The following is a 19,783-nucleotide window of genomic DNA, read 5'->3' as shown; positions in this document are numbered from 1 at the left end:
ATATGAGACAATATGACAATGCTACAACGGTAGCAAATGAAGGTGAAATATTAGCAAGCTTTCAATATAGAAGCTTGCTAAGTTATCAGGCCTATCATAACGTAAAAGATATTAAGTATGGTTCACAGAACCGATCAACGATGGATTTTTTCCCTTTAGAACATGCCAATAAAACAGTGATTTTTATACATGGGGGATATTGGCAGTGGTGTGATAAATCGGACTTTGCCTTTATAGCACCATATATTTTGGCAAAAGGAGCGCAGTGTGTACTTGTAGAATATGACTTGGCTCCTCAAAGCCATATTTCACAAATTGTGGCTCAGACTCAAAAAGCCCTAGATTTTATTGCACAGCAGAATTGGAAAACGGATGAGGTTTTATTAGTGGGCCATTCAGCAGGGGCGCATCTCGGAGCATTATGTTTAAGCCACCCTTTGTTATCTGAGGTGGCTTTATTAAGTGGAATATATGATTTAGCACCTATACAAGCGACTCATTTAAATCATGCATTAAAGTTATCACAAGACGATATTTTAAAATATAGCCCTATTCATCGGGAAGAGAATGTTGATATTCCTTGTACGCTTTTGTGTGGAGAGTTGGAGCTAAGTGAGTTGAAATGGCAAAGCCAAAACTATTTTGATCATAAGTGCAAACAAAATCAGAATCTTATGTCATTAGATATTATTTCGGAAGTTAATCATTATTCTATTTTAGATTATTACTTTAAGTATATATTTTAATAAAATAGAAAATGCGAAATATAAAACTTTGGGAATTAAATTGGATAAATTATAGATTTTAAAAATCAAAAACTTATCCTTGCTCTATAAAAGAGAATACCTCTATCTCAATTGTTAACTTAAGTGTATAGACGGGTTTAAGTGATTGTTAGACCCTCTATGGTAAATCAATTACTTGAACCTAAAGCTAGATTATATATATTTATTTAAATTTTAATAATATATATTCATTGTTTATTATATGTGGATTGAACTGTAAACTTTGTCACATTTAATTAACTTTTTTATTGATATATATGCTTAAGAGTTGACCTAAACTAATATCTCGATTAGATTAAAAAGATAGTGTTTTCTCTCTACGCGACAAATTGTTTAGCTGTTGCTTAGCTGAGTTTTATAGTCCGTAGCTTCCCAAGATACGGACTTTTTTATTTTTAAACTTTGCTGTTGAAAGGTGTTTTAGTACATAAAATCATCAAATTTGCTCATGCTTATAGTCATAAGTCACTAAATTGATCAAAGAGGTATTGAAAATACATCTTTAAGCGATTATAGTAGTTCAAGCATATACTGCGTCTGTAAAGTTATTTATTTTTTAATACCCTCATATTTTTTAATATGGGGGTATTTTTTATTAAGAACTAAATCAATAATTAATATATTTATACATTTCTGATACGAAAAATTTGTAGTTGAATAAATTGTAAAATTCTTATGGTTGATAATTTGATTGAATTTTTAAATAATTTTTAAAAGTTTGGTTGTTTCTAAGATTTTATGGATATTTTGAAGTTTCTAAAAAGTTTTAATACAGTTGGTACTTATTTGACTGTTATGCTAGTTGTTTTAATAAGTATGCTTTTATATTTTTATATAATTGCTCCTCAAACGTAAAAAGAAAGGTCCTGAAGGATCTTTTTTAAATTTTTGCATGAGTACCATAATTATCTATCATAATTGAGCTCGCTTCATTTAGACCGCGAACAGTTACTTTAATATTGTTCTTTTGAAATTTATTTACTACAGAATCTAGCATAGCAACTGAAGTCACATCCCAAATATGAGAATGGGTAAGGTCAATAATGGCTTCTTTAATATCTTCTTTAAAGTTAAAGCTTTGCATAAGTCTTTCAGATGAACTAAAAAATATTTGACCACTTAACTTATACAGACGAGCTTCACCTTCTAAGGAGGTTTCTATACGAATATCATTTTCAAGTTTATTTGCTTAGAAAAGTGCTGAAAGTAATACGCCCGTCAATACGCCTAACGCTAAGTTATGAGTGGCAACTACCACGATAACTGTAGCAATCATAACAACATTACTGCTTTTAGGATTGTTTTGAAATTGTGTTAGTGAACTCCACAGCAGAAAGTAGATAAACGTGTGCGGCCACCCGATTTTACATTAATTATTGATTGACCAATCATGGCACAACCGGCCATACCACCCATGAAACCCGAAGCAATATTAGCTGCCTTCACACGTAACTACACCACATCACTAAACAGTGATGAGTTATTTACACGAAATAAGAGGATGTAAACTTAAGGTGGCGTAAGCATCATGGATATTGAGTTTGAAGCATTTAAGAGTGCCTGAAGAATAGCGTAAGATTTAAAAATTAATAAAAGAGATCAAAATAAATTTAAGTTGTTTAACTTAAAAGAAGTTTATAAAGATGTTGAGTTCTTTTGAATAGCTACTTTTATGCAACAGAGCCTTTCATAAATTTGGATTTTAATAAATGTGCTATTCATCATAATACAAATCATATAGAGAGCATGTACCAAACTTTTGCTAAAGGTTTAAAAATTCTCGTAAATTTTGAAATTTATAAGGTGGACATATGAATAAACATTTATTGGCTAAAATTGCTTTAATGGGTGCTGCCCAGATATTCGCATTAAATACAGCGTTTGCTGATATTCCTCTTACCCCTGCACAATTTGCTAAAGCAAAAACAGAAAATTTTGATAAAAAAGTTATTTTGTCTAACTTAAATAAACCGCATGCTTTGTTATGGGGGCCAGATAATCAGATTTGGTTAACTGAACGAGCAACGGGAAAGATTATAAGAGTCAATCCTGAGTCTGGTAGTGCAAAAACAGTGTTTCAGGTTCCTGAAATTGTGAATGATGCAGATGGACAAAATGGTTTATTAGGCTTTGCCTTTCATCCTGACTTTAAACATAACCCTTATATCTATATTTCGGGTACTTTTAAAAATCCAAAATCTACAGATAAAGAACTACCAAACCAAACGATTATCCGTAGGTATACCTATAATAAAACAACAGATACATTTGAAAAACCTGTCGATTTGATTGCAGGTTTACCATCATCGAAAGACCACCAGTCTGGTCGTCTTGTTATTGGTCCCGATCAAAAAATCTATTATACAATTGGTGACCAAGGTCGTAACCAGTTGGCTTATTTGTTTTTACCAAATCAGGCGCAGCATACCCCAACTCAGCAAGAGCTTAACGGCAAAGACTATCATACTTATATGGGCAAGGTATTACGCTTAAATCTGGATGGAAGTATTCCTAAAGATAACCCGAGCTTTAATGGGGTAGTTAGTCATATCTATACTTTAGGGCATCGTAATCCACAAGGTTTAGCATTTGCTCCAAATGGAAAGCTTTTACAATCTGAGCAAGGTCCAAATTCTGATGATGAAATTAATCTCATTTTAAAAGGTGGGAACTATGGTTGGCCAAATGTAGCGGGTTACAAAGACGATAGTGGCTATGCATATGCCAACTATTCAACTGCAACTAATAAATCTCAAATTAAAGATTTAGGCCAAAATGGGATAAAAGTAGCCGAAGGCGTTCCAGTGACTAAAGAGTCTGAATGGACTGGGAAAAACTTTGTAGCACCTTTAAAAACGTTATATACCGTACAAGATACCTATAACTACAATGATCCAACTTGTGGTGATATGACTTATGTCTGCTGGCCAACGGTTGCACCGTCATCGGCATATGTATATACGGGAGGCAAAAAAGCGATTCCGGGATGGGAAAATACATTATTGGTACCATCTTTAAAACGTGGGGTAATTTTCCGTATTAAGCTAGATCCGACATATAGTGCGACTTTGGATGATGCTATCCCGATGTTTAAAAGCAATAACCGCTATCGTGATGTGATTGCAAGTCCTGAGGGCAATGTTTTATATGTACTGACCGATACAGCGGGGAATGTGCAAAAAGACGATGGTTCTGTAACGCATACTTTAGAGAATCCTGGTTCTCTTATTAAATTTACGTATAACGGAAAGTAGTTTATGTAAAAAACCCAGCTCTATAGCTGGGTTTTTTATACAAGTTTAGATTTATTTATTCAGTTACGACTAATACTGGTACATGGATTTCTCCTAACAGTGCTTGAGTCACACTTCCTAGGAAGAACTTTTTAAAACCTTTTCGCCCATGAGAACCAATCACTAATAAATCAGCTTTTAGCTCAGTTGCTGCTTTGATAATTTCTGTGTGAATTGTTTGACCTTCAACAATCTTTGTTTCAACAAAGATTCCGTGTTGACTAAATTGCTCTTTAGCTTGATCTAAAATGCCCTGAATCGAAGCTCTCGCTTTATTAAAGTAATCTTGCGCGATTTCTGTACTATCGATGATTTCAACTGAAATAAAAGGATCAATAGTGAGCGCATATACTAAAGTGACTTTACTGTTAAATACTTTTGCAAGACTTGCAGCATGGTTAACGGCAATAAGTGAAGTAGGAGAACCGTCGACTGGAACTAAAATATGGTGATAACTCATATATTGCTCCTTATTGCCTTGTGGCAATATTTATTGTTGAAGAACTAAAAATTCATTATCGTTATGATTATATTATCGCCAATTTTATAATTTTTATTGTGTGCTTTTAGTGTGTAAAGCGAGCGACTTCTTTTGAATATTCAGACTAATTCATAGAATAGTGGCTTTCTATATAAGCCTGACCTTGTTTAAGAATAGATATAACCTGATTCGCATCAATAGCTTGTTCAAATAAGAAACCTTGTCCAATGTTATATCCGAACTGGAGCAGTAACTCTTGTTGTTCAGGTGTTTCAATACCTTCTGCTATTAGCCTAAGGGAAAGATTGGGTGCAAGTAAGCCGATTGCTTGGACGATTGCATAAATTGATGGGTCATGTTGCATCTTTTGTATAAAGCTACAATCGACTTTTATGCAATCAATTGGATAGTCTCGTATATGCGTTAGAGAAGAAGATCCTGTTCCGAAATCATCTAAAGCAATGCGTACACCATGTTGTTTTAGTTTATTGAGTGCACGAATAACATATTCAGAACCTCGATCACCAAGCATATGCTCAGTAACTTCTATTTCAATTAAATGTGTAGGAACGTCAAACTGATATATCTTTTTTAATAGGCGTTCAGCGTAATTGTCTCTTAAAAATTCAACTGGTGCTGCATTTAAAGATACAGGAAGTGGCTGAAAACCTAATTTTATCCATTTAGCCATATCATGCAAAACTTGATGCTGCATAATTTCACCGATCTTACTGGCTAAATCATAATCTTTAAATGCTTCAGCAATCTGGGAGGGTAATCCTGTTTGAGCTGATGTTGTGTGCCAACGCAATAATGCTTCAAATCCTACGACAGTATGGGTTTTTAAATCAACTTTGGGTTGATAGTAAGGTTGGATGGTATGGTGACGAATAAGCTGTCGAGCAATGTTAAGTTGAGATGCGATTGCTTCGGTTAATTGCATCATACTGGGGTTATACATACGTATACCACCACGACCTCGAGCTTTTAAGTCATGTAATGCCATGTCTGCACAGCTCAATAAACTCGACTGATCAACAGCATCTTGCGGGTAAATGGCACAGCCGATACTCATTCCGCCGTTGAGCACATTGCCAGCATATGTAATAGGGTGATTGAGTTGTTGAAGTAATACTTCAGCGATACCTCGAATATCATCTTCATCTTTTAAATGACTAATAATGACCGCAAATTCGTCTCCACCTAATCTAGCAACAATACATCGTTCATGATCTACGCACTGATTAAAACGTTTCGATAGAATTTTTAGCAAGTGATCACCAGCACTATGACCTATAGTGTCATTAATGTGCTTGAAATGATCTAAATCAATTAAAAGTAACCCTACGCTGGTTTGAGTTTCTCTTGAGTAAGTTAATGTACGTTTTAGTTGTAGTTTAAATGAACGTCTATTAAATAATCCGGTAAGTTCATCTCGCTCACTAATGTCTCTAAGACGATTCTCAGTAAGATATTGCTGAGTAACGTTCCGAGAAACACACAATATTTGAATAATTTCGCCGTTTGTATGTTGGATTGGGGTAAGTATATTGTCCCAATGTTCAGGATCCTGATTGGGTAAAGAACTCATGCCAGCGAATCGAGCTACTTTACCTTGCAAGGCTTTTTTTAAAGCAACTCTTCCACGTTTACGTATATGAGGTGGTAAAAGGTCTAACCATGGCATTCCAAATTTTTTTTCATTTTCAGGCACGCCTAGAGCAACGCATCCTGATTTATTCATATGAGAGACTGTGCCATCTGTATTTAAAACTTTAATACAATCGACACTGATATCAAGCATTTGATTTTGTATATCAATATCTTTACGTAAGTTTTGTTGTTCTTGAATGTCTTGATCAATATCTAAAAAACTAATAAACCATTCATTTTCAGGCAAAGATTCATGATACTTTGACAATTGAATTGAAAGCTTACACCATCGATAGTGATGGCTTTTATGTAAAAGACGACATTTAAATTCAATTCTTGATTGGAGTCTTATAGCATCTAACCATTTGTTTTTAACTTCTTCTAAATCGGCAGGGTACACGAAATCTAGCCATTGTTGAGATAATGGGGGAGAAGTATCGTGCCAGTATTTTGTACACTCCGTATTGCAATATAAAATTAAGCCTTTTTCATCACTAACCCATGTCGGTAGAGGAATCTGCTCAACAATAAAATGCTTTTGGGTAGTGTTCGACATTGAAGTCATAACATGCCTAAAAATTGCTGAAGAATTAAACTATTTATAAACTGTATTGTAATAGTTGTGTCGTCAGCACAAAAGCTATAAAAACTGGACATTTGGTGTTTTTTTGAGCTTAAATAAATATTTTTCTAAAATATAATTGTAATTACTCATGTATGCGTATGTTATTTATTAATTTTTAATTCTATTTAGGTTACTAAAAATAGAGTTTTAACTTTAAAAAATTATGCTTATTTTTGTAAAAAAATTGTTATAAACAGTTGTTTATATATTAGAAAAAAGAAGAGATTATGGAGGTATATAAATGAGATAAAATATTTTTTAAGGCGCAAGTTAGGTTAGATTCAATATTTTACTTAGAAAAATTTATATAAATAATTAATTTAAATTATTAAGTACAAATACAATAACTACTATTAAGTTTACAAAAGTAACATAAAATAAGGCCTTATATTATCGTAGAATTCTTTTTGTCGAAAAGGATATATACATCCTTTTTGTGCATTTTATAGCCTACATTTTCCCCAAGATGTAGGTTTTTTTTATGCCATAATTTTATCATCTTACTGTTTATTAACTTTTAAATTATATAAAAAAAAGCCATGATGGCTTTTTATACGGTTTCTGGTTTTTTCAATTGTTGTTGAATATAAAGGTTCATATAATACTGCTCTATATAGTCATCAGCATAATTGTTAGCTAAAGTTTTTGTAGCTACCTGTTCATGCTTATTATAACAATTAGTTTCTAAATCTTTCTCAAGTACCCACCATTGACGGTTAATACGACGTACCTGAAACTTATCACTTTTATATTTTCTTTTAGCCATTTTTCCAAAAATTACGATGTAGATAATAGAAGAGAGTTTCTACTGGAGTTGAAAGAACAAGTCAACACGCATAGTGTTTAATTGACTACTTTATGAAATTTAAGTTTCGAGTCATAGTCAGTAAATGTAAAAAAGCCCTCATAAGAGGGCTTTAAAATTCAGTAAGTTATAGAAAGTAATTAACGAGATAGATTCTTTAAAAGCATTTTTAAGCTTTCCATCATTTTTTCTAACTGTAAAGGGGTTATGCCTTCAAAAGATTGCTCAAGTACGACGCTGGTTAGGTCATTAATTTTATTTATCATTTCTGTGCCACGTTCAGTAAGATATACACGTGTAATACGTCCATCAGTTTGGCAAGAATATGTTTCAACTAAACCTTCGTCTTTTAAGCGATAAACAATTTTGGTTGTTGTCGACATCTTTGAAATGATCATGTCAGATAACTCAGAAACGCTAGCATGTGGTTTGCTACTGAGTGCAAGCATAATCCGTCGACGAGAATTATCTAGGCCATATTTTTTGAGGGCATTGTCAATATTCTGAACATATTGAGCATGGACCTGAGTAATCCAATAATATGGAAAATCTTCAAGAGTGAAAGATTCTGTTGTAGGTAAAAAACGCGCATACTTCTTTGTCATTGACTTTTCCCCATACCTTGGTGGATCGCATTTTATGAAACTAATCTTAATAGTTGAAAAATATAGTTTCACTAAGCAAGTTATATCAGGACTTTAGGTCGTGAGCAAAATTTATATTGTTTGATTTAACAAGGACAAACTATAAATTTTACTAATCTGATAAAACTTATTTCTTACCGTTGATTTGAACTTGGCTGCTCGCTTGTTCGTAAAATGAACGATATCTCTTTGCCAGAGAATCCTAGAAAAAAAAATTTGTTTTGAACGTGACATTTCTCTAAATATTTTTTGTCTACAAAGTCATAACCATAAAAAATAAATGCATTTAATAATAAAATATTAAATATTATCAACAACTTAATTAATGTTAAAAGCTAAAAAATTTACCAGACATTTAACACGATTGATGAATAATCTATAAATTTTATTGGATATTTGTTTTTATGTTATTGATTTTTAAATATTAAAATATTTTTTTAAATAGGGCGATTCTTTCAAATTATAACTTAAATATGTAAATAGGGTTCTAAAAGCTCAGAAATTAAAAGAAGAATCTAATAAAAGCTAACTCTTGCAGTGGTATTAGCCCAAGATCTTCCAGAAGAAATTATGGCGCGAGCAGTTCAAATTCAACATTAAAAATTAGCTAGTAATAAAAAGGGAGAATTAATATTCTCCCTTTTTATTAACTTATGAGTTTGTTAATAGTTTTTCTTCTTGGTTCCTTTTTAGGATGGCATAACTTACACCTGTTACGATGCTTCCAGCTGCAATTGCTGCTAGATATAACCAAGCATGATTAATTGCATTTGGAATTAGAAGTACAAATACACCGCCGTGTGGGGTAACGAGTTCACAGTGAAATAAAGCAACCAGTGCTCCAGTTACTGCGCCACCTAAAATACAAGTTGGAATAACACGCATTGGGTCTTTTGCTGCAAATGGGATTGCACCTTCTGAAATAAAGCATAAGCCAAGCACGAAAGCAGCTTTGCCAGCATCTTTCTCGCCTGTACTAAATTTATTTCTAGCGAGGAAGGTTGCAATTGCCATACCTATTGCAGGAACCATACCACCTGCCATAGTGGCTGCCATTGGCATATAGGTATTGGTTGTAAGTAAACCTACCGTAAAAGCATAAGCTGCTTTGTTAATTGGGCCACCTAAATCAATACACATCATACTTGCCAGAATAATTCCCATTAATATGGCATTTGTGGTGCCCATGTTATTGAGAAAATCTTTCATTAACTCAAAAATATGTGCTACAGGTTGACCAACCACATAGAACATAATGAGACCAACAAATAATGTTCCTAATAGTGGAATAATTAAAATAGGTTTAAGAGACTCTAAGCTAGTTGGTAGTTTAAGTTTTTTGGCAATAAATAATGCGATATAACCAGCAAGGAAGCCAGAAACAATACCACCTAAAAAGCCCGCTTGTAGCTGTGCAGCCAATAATCCACCAATTAAACCAGGGGCAAGACCAGGGCGGTCTGCTATGGAATATGCAATGTAACCTGATAGCATCGGTACCATTAGAGTAAATGCTGCTGCACCAATCTGTTTTAATATAGCTGGCAGGCTACCAGCTTGTTCTGCTGCATTCAGGCCAAAACATAGAGAGAGTGCAATTAACAGACCACCTGCAACAACCATAGGTAGCATATAAGAAACACCAGTTAATAAGTGTTTATATACTCCAACTTTTTCAGTTTTCTCTTTATTTTCCGTTGTAGCTTGTTGTTTACCTTGTTCTAAAACTTGTGCATTCGCAATTGCCTCTGCAAATGCCTTGTCGGTTTGTTTTAGGGCAAAGCCAGTACTGCATCGATAAACACGTTTACCTACAAAACGGTCTGTGTTGACTTCAATGTCAGTTGCAAGAATAACAATATCGGCATCTGCAATCGTTTGTGCTGACAAAATATTCTTCGCACCTACAGAACCTTGAGTTTCTACGTCGATTTGATATCCAAGTCTCTCTGCACCTTGCTGTAACGCTTCGGCCGCCATAAATGTATGGGCAACTCCAGTTGGGCAAGCAGTAATTGCAACAAAGTGAGTTGCTGTATTTGAAGCCTGCTTAGGTTTTTGAGCCCATTCGTTTGCAGGTTTCGAGTGTTCAAGTGCTGTTAAAAATGCTTTATCTGCATCTTCTTTAATATCTTCAATAGATACTAAAGCTAAATCGCTTTGACCAAAAATATTTAGGTTTTTAGGCTCTTGCCCAATAATAATCACATGATTAAAGTCATCATTTGATTCAAATTCATCGAGTGAAATAACACTGTGTTTATAGCCATGTTGTGTTGCGACTAAAGCAAGTTTACGAGCTAAAATCAAAGCATTGACTTGCTGTTGCGGACTATTCGTGACAAATAATAAATGTTTAGCAGTTTGCATCAGATTCACTCAATGAATTGATAGTAGTTTGTGCTTTTAATTGGTCTAGAACTTCTGGATTAGGAATTCGAAAACCAATTTGTGTTACAGCATGGCTTGCAATTGCTGTCGCAGTTTTTAAAGTTTCTTCAGGAGAAAGTTGGTTTACAAGTCCGTGAATCATACCTGCTAAGAGGGAGTCACCAGCACCGACTGTACTTTTTACAATAACTTTTGGTGCTTGAGCATGTAGGGGGTGTGAGGCATGCAGCCAATTTACGCCACCTTCACCCATTGAAATAACCACATGCTCAATATCGCTTAAGCTGTCAAAAAGTTTTCTTTGTTCAGCATAGCTTGTTGCAGGACGTTGATAACTTTCTAAGAGCTCATCAGTATTAGGCTTGATCATCCAAGGTTGACATGCAATTGCGGCAACCAAAGCTTTACCACTAGTATCTAATGCAACTTTTTTATTTTGTTTTTTGATTAATTGAATAAGTTGTTGTAACTCATCAATACTAAAACCTTGGGGTAGGCTACCAGCTATTGCAACCACTTCAACTTGTGGTAACAGAGCTTCAATCTTATTAAATAGGCTTTGTTTGTCTGTTTCAGAAACAAAGAAACCTTTGCCATTTAAATCGGTCATCCGCCCAGAATGCTCAGCAATTTTTATATTTTGGCGTGTTTCGCCATAAATATAAATAAATTCGGGTTGAAATTGAGCTTGGGCAAAATGTGTATCGAAAATTTGTCGATTATGTTCGCCTAAAAAACCAGTTACGATGACATCGTGACCTAAGTCTTTTAATACTTGAGCAACATTAAGGCCTTTACCAGCCGCATGAATTTCTACCGACTCTTGTCGGTTCACTTCACCTACCTGTAACTCATTTAGTTGGATGGTTACATCAATTGCAGGGTTTAAAGTAACTGTTAAAATTTTGGCCATTACTATTCCCAATTTTATAAGTCTTGTTCAGAGAGCTGGCGTACAGCAGGGGCGCTATCACACAGTAAAGCTTGTTGCGCAAGTTTTTGAGCATGACTATAACTCAGCGTACGAATTTGGGCTTTTACTAAAGGAATGCTATTTGGTGACATACTCAGTTCATCTACGCCCAATCCCATGAGAATAGGTACAGCTTTCGGGTCTGCTGCGAGCTCACCACAGATTCCCACCCATTTGCCATGTTTGTGGGCAGCCTTAACAGTTTGATCAATCAAGTTCAGAATACTTGGGTGTAACCCATCTGCTTCAGCTGAGAGTATTGGATGGCCTCTGTCAATCGCTAAAGTATATTGAGTCAGGTCATTTGTACCGATACTGAAAAAGTCGATTTCTTGTGCAAGAATTGGTGCAAGTAAAGCGGCAGAAGGAACTTCAATCATAATGCCAACTTGTAAATTGTCACATGGATGTTGAGCTCTTACTTCATCAAGAATCGCTTTCGCAGCACGCCATTCTTCAACGCGCCCAATCATAGGGAACATAATTCGTAATGGACGATTATCTGATGCTTTTAATAAAGCAGTTAATTGCTGTCTTAAAAGCTCAGGGCGTCTTAAAGTTAAACGAATTCCTCTTAATCCTAAGAATGGGTTCTCTTCCTCAGCAATTGGTAGGTAAGGTAAAGGTTTGTCACCACCTACGTCTAATGTTCGTACAACAAGTGGGCGGCCAGCAAGTGCATCTAATACCACTCGGTAGTCAGCTTCTTGAACAGTTTCACTCGGTGCACTGCTATGAGACATGAAAACCAGCTCTGTACGAAGTAATCCAATCGCTTCTGCACCACATTCTACCGCTTGTGCTGTTGCTTGAACTTTACCTAAATTTGCCGCAATTTCGATTTGGTGTTGATCTAAAGTAATAGCAGGTTCTTGGCTATGACGTTCGGCTTCTTCACGAATTTGACGCTGTTGCTCACGCTCTTGCTTGGCTTGTTCGATTTGAACTGTATCTGGATTTAAAACAAAAGTTCCCGTGTCACCATTAATGAGTAGGGTACTTTTCTGATCAATTTCCAAGACTTGTTCACCAGCACCAACAATAGCCGGAATACCTAAAGCACGTGCCACAATTGCACTATGAGCACTTGCACCGCCTATAGCAGTCAAAATGCCTGCAACGCGGTCTTTGTTAAGACGAGCGACATCGCTTGGCCCAACATCATGCATAATTAAAATATACGGCTCTTTAGGCTCTTCAATAACCACTTCACCACATAGTTGTGTTAAAACACGGTCACCAATATCACGTAAGTCTGTTGCACGTTCAGCGAGTAAACGATCTGGTAATGCTTCCTGCGCTTTAGCCGCAGCCTCAATGTGCTCATGCCAGGCAGCTGGTGCTGATAGATTGTGGTTAATTTTTTGATAGACACCATTAATCAAATCAGGGTCATCAAGCATTTCTAAGTGAGCTTGAAAGATTTGCTTAATTTCAGAAACATCTGATTTGGCAATAACTTGATGGATATTGTTTTTTACGGCATGTAATGCAATATCTAAATTTTCTTTTTCAGCTTTTACGCTTAAACCCATACGTTCATATTGATAAACCTTTGGTTTAATCACATGTACTGGTCCAAAAGCCAAACCGCTCGATGCCGCGATTCCTGTGTTGTTGTTTCCTAGTGTTTTTACGCTTGATGTAGATGGTTGTAAAGAAACCTGATCGGATACTTGACTGGTTATTGCTATGGCTTCGACTTCTTCGCCTAAGCCTTGCTCTACTGCAAAAATCACTTTATCTAATGCATCTACTGCATCGGTTTCTGGTTCTGCAATAAAACGTAGAGTTTGACCACGTTTACAACCTAAGGCTAAAAGACGAGTTAAACTTTTAGCGGAAACAAAGTTGCCATCATCTACAGCAACTTGAATGTCGCCTTGAAAAGTTTTGGTCAAATTGACTAAGTGCGTAGCTGGTCGAGCATGTAAGCCATGTGCATTTGCTAATACAACTGAACGTTGAGGCCAGTCTGGAATAACATCAGCCCCAATAATTTTTGCAATTTCGTTTGGAGTTTGGGTTTTATCTAACTCTGCAACTTGTTCTGGGTTGAATAAAATATCAATTAAACGATTAAATCTTGCATTATCGAGCTGATCATTCGCTGCTATACAAACTAATGTATTTAGCTTTTTCCCATTTAGTTCTAAAACGTTTGATGGTTTAGTAATGCTAATAGCAGGTTGTTGAACAAATTGATTGCTAGAAATGGACCAAATTTGATCTTGCAGTTGAATGGCTTGTTCTGGATTGAGTGAACTTAAGAAACCACATTTTACAAAATTATGTTTTTTTAGTGTCTGAGAAGCTGTCCAAAATAAATCTTCGATATCTTGTGCATCAATTTCAGTTTGGATGAGGTTTTCATGAAGTGCTAAAGATAGAGGCTGAGCTTGTAGTAACTCAATAATTTGTTCAGGTTTTGAAGCATTTTTTACTTGTTCACTCACATCATGCATTAATGCGCGAGTAAGAATTTGCAAAACTTGCAAATGTTCATCAGATTTTGCTGCAATAACGACGGCTAAATATATTTTATTTTCCCCATCCCAAATTACGCCTTCCGGAAAATGGGCTAAGCGAATACCTGTTTTTAAAATATATTCACGTGATTGGGGAGTACCGTGGGGAATGGCAATACCTTGGCCTAAGTAAGTCGCGCTTTGTTGTTCACGATTGATGAGTCCTGTTATATATTCAGGTGTAACTAACCCATCATTTTCTAATATATCTACTAGACACTTTAATGCATGTGTTTTATCAACAGCATGTTGATTCATATGAATATGTTGAGGCTCTAGTGCTAGCATAATTATCCTTGAACAATTTCTTTGGCTTTAGCTAAAACAGAAAAAAAGAAGCTGTATGCATTAAACAAGTATATTTACTTATTTTTGACAACAGCTTCAGATGAATTACCTTAGCAGAACTTTAAATGTATATCGACGCATTTAAGTAAAAAGTAGTTCGTTTTTAATACAAAAAAACCTCTAAGTAGGATTACTGACTTAGAGGCGAAAATAAAACCAGTGATTAATGATTAATTTCTTGTTCTAAAATAGACCAAAGTTTTTGATGTGATTTTTTGAATAACAACATATGGCCAATTGATTTATATCCTAAATCTTTTGGAGTAAGTTCAATCATTTTTTTATTTGCATTTGGATATAGACTTAATAATTCTTTTACATTGCATTTGGTTGCAATCTCATCGTCATCAGCCCAAATCGCAGTAATTGAACACTGAATTTCTGAATGAAAATCATGAAAAATAGTCTTGCCGATGGCATTTTTGACATATCCGGGATGGCTACAAAATTCTCGCCATTGTTGAGCAACTTTTTTAGGTAAGTTTTCTCCCATACCAATGAATTGAGTTGCGCCATAGCCTTTAACGAGACTAGAAATAGGGAAGATAAGATTAAACATCACTGGCGCTAGAAACTTAGTTTTTCCTTTAAGACCTTTAATATTTCCTGTTGAACATGCAACAGCTATAACCTTTGCGACTTTATTATAATTAGGCACGACCCCAAGTAATTGTCCGCCAGCACTGTGTCCAATAAGAATAACCTGATCTGCTCCAGTTTTAATTAATAGAGCATCAATCGCAGCTGGTATATCGAATATGCCCCAATCGGTAATGCTTGCACTACTTTGCTTTAAAGTACCATGTAATGATTCACCAATTCCTCGGAAGTCAAAACTCAATACATCGTGGCCTTGTTGGCTTAACCATGCCGCAAAGGAGTGATAAAAGTTTTTAGTAATACCCGTTGCTGGACAAATAAGAATAGGGTAGTCAGCTTTCTTTTCTTGAGCAGGATAAAATTGTGCTGCAAGTTGATAGCCATCTTTACAGGTAATCCAAAAAGATTCAAAAGTCTTATCCATATATTTAGAGCTAATTATTTAATCATTCATCTTAATGTACATGAGTTCTGAAAAGGTACTTGATTAAAATGTGACTATAAAGTCAAGATTTATGTTATACAGCTCTTCAAATTTTAATAAAACGAATAAAGGAAATGATGGAAATATCGAAAGCTGTACAGTTGGCTGTTGTCTTTAGTGGTGTCTTTTTATGGATAGGAATGTTAACAGGAGTATGGAAATATTGGCAAATTCGCCGTTCTGAATTAAGCCGTGCACATTATTATGTAGACATTGCACATAGAAGTAGTTTGCTTTATGCAGCAGCTACACTCACTTTGGCTGCATTAAGCTATTTTACCGTTTTAAGTGAAGATATTGCTCTATGGTGTGTATTGGCAAATATACTATTTTTTAGTTTCTCAATTTTAGTTTATATCATTCATGGTATTTTGCAGGATACGAGCAATCAGTTTAAACAACCACATAGGTTAGGGCATTTAAGTTTACCGACATGGTTGATGACTTTCATGATGATTGCTTTAATTATTACTGAGTTATTAGCCACTGCTATTTTGCTAATGGGAACCATTCTATTATTTTTAGGTAAATAAAAATGGATGATCGCTCATCCATTTTTTTAAATTCTATTATTTCTGTCGACTCATTCGTCTTTTAGCTAATTTTCGCATTTTGTGATCGACAAAGGCCCATACACAAAATACAAAAGAAACAACCATGGCGTATACAAAGTACTCGGGTTTCAGATTCCCTTTAATCATACCTTGAAACAGTAAAGTGAGCATAAGAGCAAGCGTGGTTACTCCATACACAACTGAATCTTTACTGTTCAGAGTGTTAATGAAGACTTGTTTGTTGAAATGTAATGATAACATCTCCATCCCTCCTTGTGGTTGCGCTAAAACCAAATGTTTTAGTCAAGAATAAGTTTAATGTTGTACTTGTATTTTTAGCTTAATTCAATAGTCAATTGAAAATTTTTTGAACAGTTTTATGAAAACCTCTATATTTATAAATAGTTAAGGTATAAGAAAGGTAAATATTAAATATTTTTGTATAAAATACTTAATATTTTAGAAAAGAGAAATTTTTAGGTGAAAAGTAAAATAATTTCTCTTTTCTTACAATTTGCTTTAGTTGCTTTGTTTCTTTAAAAACACATCAATGGCATGTTGTGCAATTTCAGCATCTTCAAAAGATTGGACACCAGAAACACCAATTGCGCCTAAAATCTGGCCTTCATAAATAATCGCTTTTCCGCCTTCTAGCATACCTTTAGCACTTGGCAGACTTAAGAAACCAAGACGGCCATTTTGAAGAAGTTCTTCGTAAAATTTTGAAGGGCGGCCGCTCATTGATGAGCATTTAGCTTTTTCTAGACAGATATGTGTACTGAGAGGAGAAGCGCCATCTAGACGTTTCATAAGTAATAAAGAACTTGTTTCATCAACAATAGCGATACTCACTTTAAAGTTATGTTCTATTGCATATTTTTGAGCTTCTTCCATTAAAAACTCTGCATCTGCTAATGTCAGATAATATTTACTTTTCATTTATGCTCTTCTTTCCTGAGTAAGCTAAAAATTATTTTAGTGTAATATTACAGTAAAAATTAATTATATCTATAGTTGAATTGTCATCAAATACTGGTGTTTGAAATAAAATGCTGGTTGGGTAAACGCAGCATTTTATTCGATATATAAAATCATGTTTGGGTAAAACTCGATTTCAAAAAAACACCAGATTAAATGTTTTTATGTTTAACTTTGTCGATAAGGGTTGTTACCGCAAGAACAATTAAAGATGGGATCAGCCATGCTAGGTTTTGTTCATTTAATGGTAAATGCTGAAGGAACGTAGGAAGATTATCTCCAAAACCTGCAACTTTAAGCCCATCGATGATTCCGAAAATGAAAGCAATACTTGTTACCGAACCAACAATAAAAGACGGCTTATGCCAAAATTTCCAGAAGAAGCTAAGCATAATCACCACAATAGCAGGTGGATAAATTGCACTTAAAACTGGAACAGATACGGCAATCAGTTTGGTCAATCCAAGATTAGAAATAATGAAAGAGAAACCAACTAGAATGAAAACTAAAAGCTTATAAGGTAACTTGGTCAATTGGGCAAAATATTCACCACATGCACAAGTTAAACCAATTGCAGTCACCATGCAGGCTAAGAAAATGAGGCCAGTTAGGAATAATGAACCCATATTACCAAAAGCATGTTGAACATAGGCATGTAAGATTACAGCACCATTTGCTGCATTTGGTGCAACTTCGTGGCTACCCAAACCTAATTTAAATAAGCTTAAGTAAACTAAAGTAAGACCAACACCTGAAATAAGGCTAGCAATAATTGCATATTTGGTTACTAGTCTGTTATCGGTAACACCGCGCGAGTAAATTGCTTGAATAATTACAATACCAAATACTAAAGCGCCTAAAGTGTCCATAGTGAGATAACCATTTACGAAACCTTCTGAAACAGGAGAGTTAACGTAATGATTGATTGGAGCAGGAACATAGCCCGAAGGAATCATAACCGCTGCAATTCCTAAAATTGCGAGAGCAATAATTTTTAGGGGAGCGAGTACATGTCCAACAGTATCTAAAAGCTTGTTTGGATATAACGAAACTACAGTTACAAAGGAAAAATAGATTGCGCTATAGATTAAAAGGCTACTACTTGATGTTCCAAAATATGATGAAAAACCGATTTCATATGAAACAGTTGCAGTACGTGGAGTCGCAAATAAAGGACCTACTGATAAATAACAAACAACAGTTAAAATCAGACTTGCTATTCGGCCTAAAGGAGAACTAATAATTTCAATGGAACCCTGCATGCGAGAGAGTGCCATAATCGTAATGACAGGTAGGCCAACTGCAGTAATCAAAAATCCTATGGCTGCCAACCATACATGATCACCTGCTTGTTGAGCGACTATGGGAGGAAAGATAATATTGCCAGCTCCAATAAAGAGCGCAAAGGTCATAAAACCTAAAGCAATAATATCTCCAGTACGAAGTTGTTGCATAAATCAAATTTAACAAAAAAGAAAGAATTTTAGAGCAAACGAGAGCATGATCAAGCGCTATTTTATGTGAAAAAGCTTTTTTTCCGACCTTATAAATCATTCAGAGATATGAAAAATATCAAGTGGTTAAGTTATCTAGTTGAAAAACCTTTGAAAGAAATAAAGAAAAGATTTTTTATATCTGACTTTTTAAGAAAATTATGTAAAAATAAAAATATCAATTTCTATTATGAATGTTGAATATTTGGGCATTTACAGCTTCCTGCCTACTCTACATCCGTTCTAAAATATTCGAAATTAACTTACATTTTTGTAGACATGGTAAAAGCAATGTCTACGAGGATAAAATTGAATGAGAGCTTCTACTGTTACAATTAAAACTGAACAAGACCTGGAAAAATTGCGGATTTCTGGCCGTTTGGCTGCACAAGTTTTAGAAATGATAGGTGAGTATATTAAACCCGGTGTAACAACCGAATATTTAGATAATATTTGTAATGATTACATCATAAATACGTTAAAAGTGATTCCTGCCAATGTGGGTTACCACGGTTTCACAAAAACAATATGTACCTCAGTTAACGAGGTGGTTTGTCATGGTATTCCTTCACCAAATAAAATTTTAAAAGATGGTGACATTATTAATATTGATGTAGCGATTATTAAAGATGGCTACTTTGGTGATACAAGCCGTATGTACTATGTGGGTAATGTAAATCCACATGCCAAAAAACTAGTTGAAACAACTTATGAAGCAATGGTTGCTGGTATTCACACAGTTAAACCTGGGGCGACTTTAGGCGATATTGGTTACGCTATTCAATCAGTTGCTCATCGTGAAGGGTATAGCATTGTTCGTGAATATTGTGGGCATGGGATTGGTAAAGTCTATCATGAGCAGCCTAATATTCTGCATTATGGGCAACGTGGACAAGGATTAGTTTTGAAGAAAGGTATGGTCTTTACGATTGAACCTATGGTGAATGCAGGGAAACCTCAAGTTAAAGAATTAAACGATGGTTGGACGGTTATTACTCAAGATCTTTCTTTATCTGCTCAATGGGAACACATGGTTGCTGTTACAGATACAGGTTTTGAATTGTTGACACCATGGCCAGAAGGTGTGGGAAGCTATCCGAAAATTTAATCGCTAAAAGTATAAAAAGTTCGATGTCTCATCGAACTTT

At 35.0% G+C, this 19,783-nt stretch carries 16 protein-coding genes and 1 pseudogene; 5 read left to right on the top strand and 12 right to left on the bottom strand.

Annotated elements, in window-relative coordinates:
- The first annotated feature begins 2 nt into the window (after positions 1-2).
- Together AC056_RS08435 and AC056_RS19855 are read left to right on the top strand one after the other, a co-directional pair.
- Positions 3-746, top strand: coding sequence for an alpha/beta hydrolase (locus AC056_RS08435; protein ID WP_077163329.1), 744 nt, complete (start codon positions 3-5; stop codon positions 744-746).
- A gap of 777 nt (positions 747-1,523) precedes the next feature.
- Positions 1,524-1,640, top strand: a complete 117-nt coding sequence (locus AC056_RS19855; RefSeq protein WP_077163328.1) for a hypothetical protein — start codon at positions 1,524-1,526, stop codon at positions 1,638-1,640.
- Positions 1,641-1,665: 25 nt separating this feature from the next.
- On the opposite strand, the pseudogene AC056_RS08425 reads toward AC056_RS19855, so the two are convergent.
- A pseudogene (locus AC056_RS08425) lies at positions 1,666-2,222 on the bottom strand (STAS domain-containing protein); the annotation flags it as partial.
- A gap of 374 nt (positions 2,223-2,596) precedes the next feature.
- Here AC056_RS08425 and AC056_RS08415 point away from each other — a divergent pair.
- Entirely contained in the window at positions 2,597-4,039 is a 1,443-nt protein-coding gene (locus AC056_RS08415; protein WP_077163327.1) for a glucose/sorbosone family PQQ-dependent dehydrogenase, read from the top strand.
- Between the two features lie 55 nt (positions 4,040-4,094).
- Here AC056_RS08415 and AC056_RS08410 read toward each other — a convergent pair whose 3' ends face one another.
- The 8 genes from AC056_RS08410 to AC056_RS08375 all read right to left on the bottom strand — a co-directional run bounded on the left by AC056_RS08410 (position 4,095) and on the right by AC056_RS08375 (position 15,550).
- Positions 4,095-4,538, bottom strand: coding sequence for a universal stress protein (locus AC056_RS08410; protein WP_077163326.1), 444 nt, complete (start codon positions 4,536-4,538; stop codon positions 4,095-4,097).
- Between the two features lie 145 nt (positions 4,539-4,683).
- The gene (locus AC056_RS08405; protein WP_077163325.1) at positions 4,684-6,777 is read right to left on the bottom strand and encodes an EAL domain-containing protein; all 2,094 of its coding nucleotides are present in this window, start codon (positions 6,775-6,777) and stop codon (positions 4,684-4,686) included.
- Between the two features lie 610 nt (positions 6,778-7,387).
- A complete protein-coding gene (locus AC056_RS08400) occupies positions 7,388-7,603 on the bottom strand; it encodes a hypothetical protein (protein WP_004701241.1) in 216 nt (71 codons plus the stop codon).
- Positions 7,604-7,782: 179 nt separating this feature from the next.
- Positions 7,783-8,247 (bottom strand): MarR family winged helix-turn-helix transcriptional regulator, encoded by a 465-nt coding sequence (locus AC056_RS08395; RefSeq protein ID WP_002050629.1) that lies wholly within the window; start codon positions 8,245-8,247, stop codon positions 7,783-7,785.
- A 690-nt stretch (positions 8,248-8,937) separates the two neighbouring features.
- Positions 8,938-10,656, bottom strand: a complete 1,719-nt coding sequence (locus AC056_RS08390; RefSeq protein ID WP_077163324.1) for a fructose-specific PTS transporter subunit EIIC — start codon at positions 10,654-10,656, stop codon at positions 8,938-8,940.
- Positions 10,643-11,590: a 1-phosphofructokinase gene (pfkB, locus tag AC056_RS08385; protein WP_077163323.1), complete on the bottom strand. Its 948-nt coding sequence runs from the start codon at positions 11,588-11,590 to the stop codon at positions 10,643-10,645. Before pfkB ends, AC056_RS08390 begins: the two co-directional genes overlap by 14 nt.
- 14 nt (positions 11,591-11,604) lie before the next feature.
- Positions 11,605-14,466 (bottom strand): phosphoenolpyruvate--protein phosphotransferase, encoded by a 2,862-nt coding sequence (gene ptsP, locus AC056_RS08380; protein WP_077163322.1) that lies wholly within the window; start codon positions 14,464-14,466, stop codon positions 11,605-11,607.
- A gap of 223 nt (positions 14,467-14,689) precedes the next feature.
- Complete coding sequence (locus AC056_RS08375) at positions 14,690-15,550, bottom strand: alpha/beta fold hydrolase (protein ID WP_077163321.1); 861 nt, start codon at positions 15,548-15,550, stop codon at positions 14,690-14,692.
- A 137-nt stretch (positions 15,551-15,687) separates the two neighbouring features.
- Here AC056_RS08375 and AC056_RS08370 point away from each other — a divergent pair, with 137 nt between their 5' ends.
- On the top strand, positions 15,688-16,143 hold the full coding sequence (locus AC056_RS08370; protein ID WP_077163320.1) for a hypothetical protein: 456 nt from the start codon (positions 15,688-15,690) through the stop codon (positions 16,141-16,143).
- A 36-nt stretch (positions 16,144-16,179) separates the two neighbouring features.
- Here the strand turns inward: AC056_RS08370 and AC056_RS08365 are convergent, their stop codons facing one another.
- The 3 genes from AC056_RS08365 to brnQ form a co-directional block, all read right to left on the bottom strand.
- Positions 16,180-16,425 carry a hypothetical protein gene (locus AC056_RS08365; RefSeq protein WP_004701257.1) on the bottom strand — a complete coding sequence of 82 codons (246 nt, stop codon included), beginning with the start codon at positions 16,423-16,425 and terminating at the stop codon, positions 16,180-16,182.
- 258 nt (positions 16,426-16,683) lie between these two features.
- The gene (locus AC056_RS08360; protein ID WP_002050687.1) at positions 16,684-17,103 is read right to left on the bottom strand and encodes a GlcG/HbpS family heme-binding protein; all 420 of its coding nucleotides are present in this window, start codon (positions 17,101-17,103) and stop codon (positions 16,684-16,686) included.
- Positions 17,104-17,294: 191 nt separating this feature from the next.
- Positions 17,295-18,596: a branched-chain amino acid transport system II carrier protein gene (gene brnQ, locus AC056_RS08355; protein ID WP_077163319.1), complete on the bottom strand. Its 1,302-nt coding sequence runs from the start codon at positions 18,594-18,596 to the stop codon at positions 17,295-17,297.
- A gap of 352 nt (positions 18,597-18,948) precedes the next feature.
- Between brnQ and map the strand changes: the two genes are divergently transcribed.
- A complete protein-coding gene (gene map, locus AC056_RS08350) occupies positions 18,949-19,743 on the top strand; it encodes a type I methionyl aminopeptidase (protein ID WP_039250584.1) in 795 nt (264 codons plus the stop codon).
- Positions 19,744-19,783: the final 40 nt, after the last annotated feature.

It is taken from the genome of Acinetobacter genomosp. 33YU, from assembly GCF_001990725.1.
Lineage (GTDB): Bacteria > Pseudomonadota > Gammaproteobacteria > Pseudomonadales > Moraxellaceae > Acinetobacter > Acinetobacter seifertii.
Note: the sequence above shows the minus strand (reverse complement) of the source record. Positions and strands in the feature narration are given on the sequence as shown.